Source organism: Kaarinaea lacus (assembly GCF_975902315.1).
The window spans coordinates 1-8,369 of the sequence record NZ_CDLKIE010000505.1; the positions used below are offsets into that span (position 1 = coordinate 1).

Genomic DNA, 8,369 nt, shown 5'->3' on the forward strand with positions numbered 1-8,369 from the left:
CTAACCGGCTCATCCGCTAAGCTCAATTCGGTTGTTTATTACACAGGTAACTTGTTGTTACTAAAGGTATAGTAGCTAACACTGGACTGACATTCCTTCTATTTTCAGAGAATCAAATTATTAATTCGCGGTAAATTTATAACTATTTGCATATCTTTGCATATCTGTGACCTGTGTCAGTTAGCGTGGTTAAAGGAATACAATTACTTGCCGATGCTTTCAACGATTTACTTTGTTTTTAGCGTCCACTCTACATTGTCATTTTTGATAAGAGATAAGCTACTGCAACACTTTTACTGGAGCATATAATGAAACGTTTACTTAGTGCCGTATTTATCGCCACCATTTGTTCACAAACCATGGCGACCCCGGTATATCATCCACCAGGCCCTAACGTTACCTATGGCTCTGTCAGCAACGGTCAAACACTAATGTCGGACATTAATAATCCAGCAGCCGGCGCGTTAGCACCATTAAAAGAAGGCAGTAAATTTCGTTTTGGCGTATTAAGTTCCATCGGTGCAGGCGTGGAATATGGCGCAATCGACAATTTTTATGATGACCTGGATGCAATAGCTGATGATTTTGATCTATCAAATGCATTCTCCAGTATCACAAATGTTAACGATCCTGCAGCCGTTGCCGAAGTAGACGCGCGAATTAATGATATAAATGACCTATTGCAAAACATTGAAGACAACGCCTATGGTAAAGCGTTTGTTTCCGGCCACGTACCTCTGATGCCCATGATCATTGCATCCGATACGTTAGGCGGAAGTCTGACTTTTGATTTAAACGTCAGTGCAGTTGCCAGAGTGGGCGCAGTAGCAGACACAGTACAATTCGATCTGGCAAATGCCCAAACATTTATTACCAATAATCTGGGCGGTACAAACCAGGCTACATTTGGTGATGTCACAGTCGCTGTCAACGGCAGCAATGTAAGCTACAGTTTGAGCAATGACAGCGTAGTCCGTTTAAAGGCAGCGGGTATTTTTGAAGCAGGCTTCGGATATAGTCGGAATATCTTATCAGCCAATAGCGGCAACCTGCTTGCCGGTCTACGCGGTAAATATTACCAGGTCACTCTGGCCCAGGATGTAGAAAAAGTCGAAAACGACAGCAATACCGAGGACTTATTTGAAGACTTTGACTACAAAAATGGCAATACCGACTCAAACTTCGGTGTCGATCTGGGATTGCTTTGGGCAAGTGATCACTATCGAGTAGGCGCCACGATTAATAATATTAACGAGCCAGAATTTAAATACAATGCCATTGATCCGGCGAAACTGGCACCAATTAATGACCCTCGTATTCGCAGTTTGTTAAGCCAGGAAGTCATTTATACAATGAAAACCCAGTTCACCATAGAAGGTGCGCTTCATACCAAGAATCAAAAATGGGTATTTAGCGCTGCATATGACGCGAATGCGATTGAAGGCCCAACTGGAGATGAGTATCAATGGGGAACACTATCCGCGGCATTTATTACCAAAAGCTGGATAATCCCCGGTATTCGTCTCGGTTATCGCGTCAACCAGGCGGGTTCTGAATTAAGCTACGTGACTGCAGGTTTTACCTTGTTCAAATACCTGAATATCGATGGCGCCTATAGCCTGGATGATGTTGTTGTTGATGGCTCTACACTACCCAGAAGCGCCATACTAAATATAGGCCTGGAGTTGTCGTTCTAATTTCAAGGGAAAATACAAAAATGGCGCAAGGATGCGTTATACACTCACGGCGTTAGTTAAAACTCCCACGCCGCCTGGGCATAGGCACCTTCACCATTTTCGCCGCCAATAAACGCTCCATCAATCTGCAAGGCCCACATTTTCAAGCCAATACCAGCACTGTATGTAGCCTCGTTGTCGCCAATGAGATTTTGCGTGTAACCAAGGCGAAGCATAAAGGCATGGAACACTCGCCACTCCCAGCCCAACGCAGCCAACAGGGTATCGGGAGCATAACCAATTCCATCATTCTTCATCAAGTCAACATCCAGTTCAACCATTGCACGCCTGGACTGGTAGGCAATACCTCCACGAATTTGCGGTCCCAAACTGTATGTATCACCGCTGCTGCCCAGATCATTTTCCTGAGAAAAAATATTCTTAAAAACGAGTCCGGTTTTCCAGACCCCATACTCTTTGGAGAATCCGATGTCGAGATTTAATTCTGAATCACGCAGCGCCTGATCATTGTCAAGATCAAGGCTGGCTGTGGCAATCGGCTCACTGTAGCCATAACTTTTCAGCAATGAAATTTTGCCGGTAATACCTACCAGGATACGCTCCATCCAGAGAATGTCCTGCAATTGAGCGATACCAAACCCTATTTCGGAAACTTCAATAGAACGATGCACCAGGTTTGTACCGGTGTTGTCAGTAATAACCTTCGCTGTCTGAGTCTCATACTCCATGACATAGAGCGAGCCCCCCAGTCCTGGGCTGGGTATAGTCATCAGCAAATTTTTATAGGCATTTTTAAAATATTCCTTTCCATCAATATCAGCAATATTGCCCGTACCCTCTAACGTATCCTTAATATTGTCGGGATCTGCTTCGAATTCACCAGCACCTGGTGCCACAAAATACCAGTCAAACCCTTCAGGTTCTAATGCGGCTAATGCCGGATTGTAAAGTGCGGCATTTGAAATTCCGTGCGCCACGTTCACGCCACCCAAGCCCGCCGATCGGGCATCGAAAACAGGATACTCCAGTGCATGGCTATTGCCGGTTATTGCAGCGAGCATCAGGGAAGCAAACAATTTTTTATAAGCTGAAAACATGGGCAAGATATTTTGTTTTTTTACACTAAATGATATTCCTGTCATTTTTAAGCGTCATTTTAATCAGGCGCCATTCAAAGATATAAAATGCAATATAGCATCCAGGTCTGAATGATTCAGTACCACATCAGCCTGCTGCTGCACTTTAGGCTTGGCTCTATAAGCAACACCCAATCCGGACAGCCCCATCATTAGCAAATCATTGGCGCCGTCACCCACCGCTATGGTTTGGCCAAAATCAATACCAAGTTGTTCAACAAGCTTCGATAAAAAACCTGCCTTAACTTCACCATTGACAATTTCACCAATTACATTGCCAGTCAACTGTCCATCTTTTTCTTCCAATACGTTTGATAAAGCAAAATCCAGATTTAACCGTTCTTTTAAGCGATCAGTGAAATACCTGAATCCACCGGAGACTAAAGCAGTTTTAACACCCGACGCCTGTAAACTGGCCATTAGCTTTTCAGCACCGGCATTGAGCTTTAATCGTTCCTGATAAACAGATTCCAACGCACTATAGTCCAGTCCCTTGAGTAATTTCACCCGTTGTTGCAGAGACGTATTAAAATCGATTTCACCACGCATAGCGGACTCGGTAATTTTAGCCACATGCTCTTTAACACCCACAAAGTCTGCAATTTCATCAACGCATTCGATAGAAATGAGCGTGGAATCCATATCGGTAATCAATAATGCCAGCTTACTGGATTGAAATGACTCCGGCACGTTATTGATGTCAAACGAAAACTGTTGGCGCAAAGCAGCAATCTTTTCTTTCGTCACTGAGTTTGCATGTTGTATCGTGTGAAAATCACCCCTATGAACAAGATCACCAGGAATAGCGTCGAGCAGTATTACCTGGGCGTCATTATCCAGGGATGGTGTATGTAGAATTGTTGTTGGCATAAATCTGCTTTCTTTTAACTATGTCGTCGAGAGATATCTGGTTAGTTGGATTACAGAAAGTTGGTGTCAAATTTCACTCAACAACTGCTCCGTCATGTGTTCGGCTTGATTGCTGTAGCCACCACCGAATAAATTTAAATGGTTAAGTATATGATAAAGGTTATACAGAATTTTTCGCGTTTTATAACCACAATCCAGTGGAAAGGCATCATTATACGCGGAATAAAAGCGGGGAGAAAATCCACCAAACAATTCTGTCATAGCAATATCAGCTTCACGATCACCAAAATAAACGGCGGGATCAAAAATAACGGGTCGGCCGCTCTCTTCAATCGCATAATTTCCTGACCATAAATCGCCATGCAATAACGAAGCTTGTGGATGATAGTCAGTAAAAAACCGATCTAAAGCGGACATTAGTAACTCACCACGCCGCAACAAGTGCTTGTATCCATGTTCTGCTGCCAACTGATATTGAAAACCCAGCCGATGGTCCCGATAAAAATCAATCCAACTGTGTGATGGATCATTAATTTGCGGTGTCGATCCAATGGTATTATCTCGATGCCATCCAAATTGCGCATGCGTGACTCGATGCATATTGGCTAAATCAATACCTAACTGCTCCATGCCTGCTTTGCTACCGCCACTATGGATCGGTAAATTTTCCATCACAATATATGCGCTGCCTGCAGCGATACCGACGCAGAGAGGTTTTGGCACTTTTATCGTGTTCGAATCTGCAATTTCATTTAAACCTTCCAATTCTGCCTCAAACATTGCCAGCTGAGACGCGGCATTGGTTTTAACAAAATAGGACTGTTGATCACCATGGAGGATATACGCCGAATTGATACTTCCACCTCCAACACTACGTGTAGATTCAAAGGCGAATGACTCACCTGAGACGCTAGCAATATGTTCACTAATGCTTTGCCACATAATTCATAGTTTCGCTAGTGATTATTTATAAATCCTGTAACCACATTAGAAGTTTAAAATGGAGTCTATGGTTCTGGAGAATTGTAGTCGGCCAATCATAGGCATTTCGTCCGGCACCTTTAAAGTCAAAATTTCGGCGCAAGTTAAATTCATTTCTAATTATAATGCTTAAGGTATTGGATAACAGTTATAGCATTCGGTTATCCACAAAACCTGTGGATAACTTTGTTGATAAACTGAGACCAATCAAGCCCAGGAAGCATTACAACGGCTTCGCTATTAAATTGTTCTCTTATTGTACGGATATTTTTATTAATTTATTCAATCGGTTACACAACATCAATGGCTTGTACCAGTGTCTTGTCAGGATGTGTAAGGTGTCGGAAATTCTTACAGATTCGTTGTGAATAAACCTCAATGGATAAAAAAAGCCAGCATAAATGCTGGCTTTCAATGTCTGTCGAGTGGACAGAAAATATAATTATTAGTGTTATTAGTCTTTAGTACTTACAGGCTAAGTACGAAATCAACCAACTTCTCGATGTCAGCATCTTTAACGCGTGGTGAGTAAGGAGGCATTGGCGCACCACCAGTAACTTTAGTCCAGTTACCTTTACCACCTTTCTTAACTTTCTCAACCAAAGTAGCTTTTGCACCACCGTCGCCTTTGTATTTAGCAGCAACGTCTTTCCAGGCTGGACCAACTACTTTTTTGTCAACGCTGTGGCAAGCCAGGCAACCGCTCTTCTTGGCCAGATCCAGGTCAGCTTGTGCAGTACCAGATACTGCCAAAATAGCTGCTGCAGCTGAAATTGCTAACATTTTTGATTTCATGTTGTTTCCCCTCACATAATTTATAATGACAAACATTATTGCGACGCCCCTCCAATGAAGTGACCTCGCATCCTCCCCTTAATTCTTATGTTCGCTGTTCTAGTTCGCACTTAATCACAGCTAAAACAAAACGGAGATATTCTTTAAATCGCTCAACAAGCAATGTGGTTTACTCGTGTCGCGAAAGTCTGCCGGTGTTCAGGCAAACTGAGTCGGTCTTTATGCCATTGGGGATATATGATGTCAAGTAATTATTATGTAGCGCTATGGGTATATCACGTTAGTCTATTAGCTGCACATATTGTATAAGCAATGCCTATATTTCAGTCATTTCGATTACTACAGGTTATCAATTAAATCGATGCTACCACGCAGCGCTAAAAGGAACTTCAGCACTGCAGCCGATCATCGTCACAAACCCCAAAGGCTATTCAGTTCTGCAGATTCATGGATTCGGGCCAACAAGATTTCTTTAAATTCATCAGGATCCTTTTGAAAAGTCATTTCGCCTGCTTTAGGAAAATGAGAATCCCACAATCGCGATAGCCAGAATCGCAACGCAGCCAACCGCAACAACATGGACCAGGCCTTTATCTCGTCAGCCGAAATTGACCGTATCGAATTATAGGCATGGCACAGGCACTCAGCACGCTCGAAGTCCAGAACACCCCCCAGACTTATACACCAATCATTAACCGTAATCGCAACGTCATACAAAAGACTGTCGTTGCAGGCATTATAAAAATCCAGTATGCCACTTAGCTCATTGTTGACAAACAATACATTGTCACGAAATAAATCAGCGTGGACCACTCCTTGTGGCAGGTTTAGATAATTTTGCATATCTTGAACCGCCATCTCACGCTGCAGTATTTCAGCATCCCCCTCACTGAGCAAAGGCAATAACTGTTGCCCTGCCCGGTTACGCCATTCAGCTCCACGAAAGTTGTCCTGATGCAATGGAAATGACATACCTGCGACGTGCAACCTGGCTAGCGCCAGACCAATAGCTTCACAGTGATTAGTATCAGGTTCCAGCACCGATTTACCGCGCAATCGCTGCATTAATGTTGCAGGCTTTCCATTTAACTCATGCACATAGTTTTGTGTTTTGTCGGCGATGGGATGAGCGCTCGGTACTTTGTGTTCATTGAGAAACGCCATTAGTTCAAGATAAAACGGCAGCTCAGCCGTTTTTAATATTTCGAACAAGGTTAGAACGTACTGTCCTTGAGTGGTGTCAACAAAGTAATTGGTGTTCTCAATACCGGCGCTGATACCCTGATAATTGACCAGGTCACCTAAATCGTAGTTTAGCAGGAAGCTTTCCAGCTCGGCCTGGGAAACAGAAGTATAGACAGACATTAGAATGGTAGCTTGTTTTGCTTTTTAAGTTGTAATTGTAAAAAGCAAAGTGTAACACAAGCTGGTTTTTAAAAACTGCTCGACCCATTGCTGTGCGTCTTTAGTTCTTTAGCCTTAAATTTTTCTGTATTTATTGCGTGAAAATCGCGTGCGTGTAGAGTCGAAAACAAATCAACAACAGGATACGAAATTATAAATCCAGCATGATTTGCTGCTCTTCTTCCGAAGGCTCGAATCCCCTTTGCTCGTAGTGCTTGAAGATTGCCTTGACAACATCGTCCGGATCATCCAGGACATGAAACAGGTTGAGATCTTCCGGGTCAATCATTTGCTCTACCAGAGGGCTTTCCTTGAGCCATTTAATAAATCCTTCCCAGAAGGGCGAATGCACAAGAATAATAGGAATACGTCGAGTTTTTCCTGTCTGAACCAGGGTTAGTATTTCCGCCAGTTCATCCAGTGTACCGAAACCACCTGGCATGCAGACATAGGCTGCAGCATATTTAACGAACATCACTTTCCGCGAAAAAAAATGGCGAAAAGTGAGCGAAATGTCCTGGTAACTGTTACCAGCCTGTTCGTGCGGCAACTGGATATTTAATCCAATACTGGGGGACTTACCGGCGAACGCACCCTTATTCGCTGCTTCCATAATACCAGGCCCACCACCGCTCACGACGCTAAAACCAGCATCAGACAGCTTGCCGGCGATTTTTTCTGTCAATAAATAATAAGGGTGATTGCGTTCTGTACGGGCTGAACCAAAAATACTCACTGATGGGCGTACGCGAGCCATTCGCTCAAAACCTTCGACAAATTCCGCCATAATCTGAAAAATTTTCCAGGATTCGCGGGTTAACATGGTATCGTCGACGGGCGACATTCCCGGGTGGGAGGATTTATCTTGATCGGACATAATTCACTCTTTTAATAAAAAACAGAATCTACGACAATACGGCCCTATGCCTACTATGCAAAATTCTAGCCCATTCATTCTGGTTGACGGTTCGTCCTACCTGTATCGTGCGTTTCACGCCATGCCGAATTTAACAAACTCCGCGGGTGATTACACTGGCGCTGTTTACGGGGTTGTTAATATGTTGCGCAAACTGCTTAAAGATTACGACCCTCAATACATGGCCGTAGTATTTGACGCCAAAGGCAAGACGTTTCGGGATGATCTTTATAATGAATATAAGGCCAATCGCCCGCCAATGCCACCGGAATTACGCAAACAAATTGAACCGCTGCATCAAGTCATTCAAGCCATGGGGATTCCCATGCTTGTTATTGAAGGTGTAGAAGCTGATGATGTCATCGGTACCCTGGCAGTTGCAGCGACCAGAAAGAAAATGGATACACTGATATCCACCGGCGATAAAGACATGGCTCAGCTAGTCAATGAACATGTGACTTTGATGGATACCATGAAAAATGCTTTTATGGATCGCGATGGGGTCATTGAAAAATTCGGGCTCCCACCGGAACGTATCATTGATTATTTGGCTTTGATGGGTGACAAATC

At 43.5% G+C, this 8,369-nt stretch carries 8 protein-coding genes; 2 read left to right on the plus strand and 6 right to left on the minus strand.

The genetic code is table 11. The features are described from left to right. Positions 1-308 precede the first annotated feature (308 nt). Positions 309-1,697 (plus strand): conjugal transfer protein TraF, encoded by a 1,389-nt coding sequence (locus ACWVCM_RS15745; protein ID WP_455202719.1) that lies wholly within the window; start codon positions 309-311, stop codon positions 1,695-1,697. Between the two features lie 56 nt (positions 1,698-1,753). Here ACWVCM_RS15745 and traF read toward each other — a convergent pair whose 3' ends face one another. The 6 genes from traF to ACWVCM_RS15775 all read right to left on the minus strand — a co-directional run bounded on the left by traF (position 1,754) and on the right by ACWVCM_RS15775 (position 7,760). Next, positions 1,754-2,839 (minus strand): conjugal transfer protein TraF, encoded by a 1,086-nt coding sequence (gene traF / locus ACWVCM_RS15750; RefSeq protein WP_455202720.1) that lies wholly within the window; start codon positions 2,837-2,839, stop codon positions 1,754-1,756. A gap of 18 nt (positions 2,840-2,857) precedes the next feature. Continuing rightward, on the minus strand, positions 2,858-3,703 hold the full coding sequence (serB, locus tag ACWVCM_RS15755; protein WP_455202721.1) for a phosphoserine phosphatase SerB: 846 nt from the start codon (positions 3,701-3,703) through the stop codon (positions 2,858-2,860). Positions 3,704-3,769: 66 nt separating this feature from the next. Beyond that, positions 3,770-4,645 (minus strand): fructosamine kinase family protein, encoded by an 876-nt coding sequence (locus tag ACWVCM_RS15760; protein ID WP_455202722.1) that lies wholly within the window; start codon positions 4,643-4,645, stop codon positions 3,770-3,772. A gap of 507 nt (positions 4,646-5,152) precedes the next feature. Then, entirely contained in the window at positions 5,153-5,479 is a 327-nt protein-coding gene (locus ACWVCM_RS15765) for a c-type cytochrome (RefSeq protein ID WP_455202723.1), read from the minus strand. A gap of 411 nt (positions 5,480-5,890) precedes the next feature. Next, positions 5,891-6,844, minus strand: a complete 954-nt coding sequence (locus ACWVCM_RS15770) for a homoserine kinase (protein ID WP_455202724.1) — start codon at positions 6,842-6,844, stop codon at positions 5,891-5,893. A 190-nt stretch (positions 6,845-7,034) separates the two neighbouring features. Then, positions 7,035-7,760: an LOG family protein gene (locus ACWVCM_RS15775; RefSeq protein ID WP_455202725.1), complete on the minus strand. Its 726-nt coding sequence runs from the start codon at positions 7,758-7,760 to the stop codon at positions 7,035-7,037. Positions 7,761-7,815: 55 nt separating this feature from the next. Here ACWVCM_RS15775 and ACWVCM_RS15780 point away from each other — a divergent pair. Beyond that, positions 7,816-8,369, plus strand: a 554-nt coding sequence (locus ACWVCM_RS15780) for a 5'-3' exonuclease (RefSeq protein ID WP_455202726.1), incomplete at its 3' end; no start/stop codon positions are given.

Excerpts from the sequence above, each read along its gene's own strand:
- ACWVCM_RS15745 (WP_455202719.1), top strand. The coding sequence starts at position 309 with ATGAAACGTTTACTTAGTGCCGTATTTATCGCCACCATTTGTTCACAA.
- traF (WP_455202720.1), bottom strand. The coding sequence starts at position 2,839 with ATGACAGGAATATCATTTAGTGTAAAAAAACAAAATATCTTGCCCATG.
- serB (WP_455202721.1), bottom strand. The coding sequence starts at position 3,703 with ATGCCAACAACAATTCTACATACACCATCCCTGGATAATGACGCCCAG.
- ACWVCM_RS15760 (WP_455202722.1), bottom strand. The coding sequence starts at position 4,645 with ATGTGGCAAAGCATTAGTGAACATATTGCTAGCGTCTCAGGTGAGTCA.
- ACWVCM_RS15765 (WP_455202723.1), bottom strand. The coding sequence starts at position 5,479 with ATGAAATCAAAAATGTTAGCAATTTCAGCTGCAGCAGCTATTTTGGCA.
- ACWVCM_RS15770 (WP_455202724.1), bottom strand. The coding sequence starts at position 6,844 with ATGTCTGTCTATACTTCTGTTTCCCAGGCCGAGCTGGAAAGCTTCCTG.
- ACWVCM_RS15775 (WP_455202725.1), bottom strand. The coding sequence starts at position 7,760 with ATGTCCGATCAAGATAAATCCTCCCACCCGGGAATGTCGCCCGTCGAC.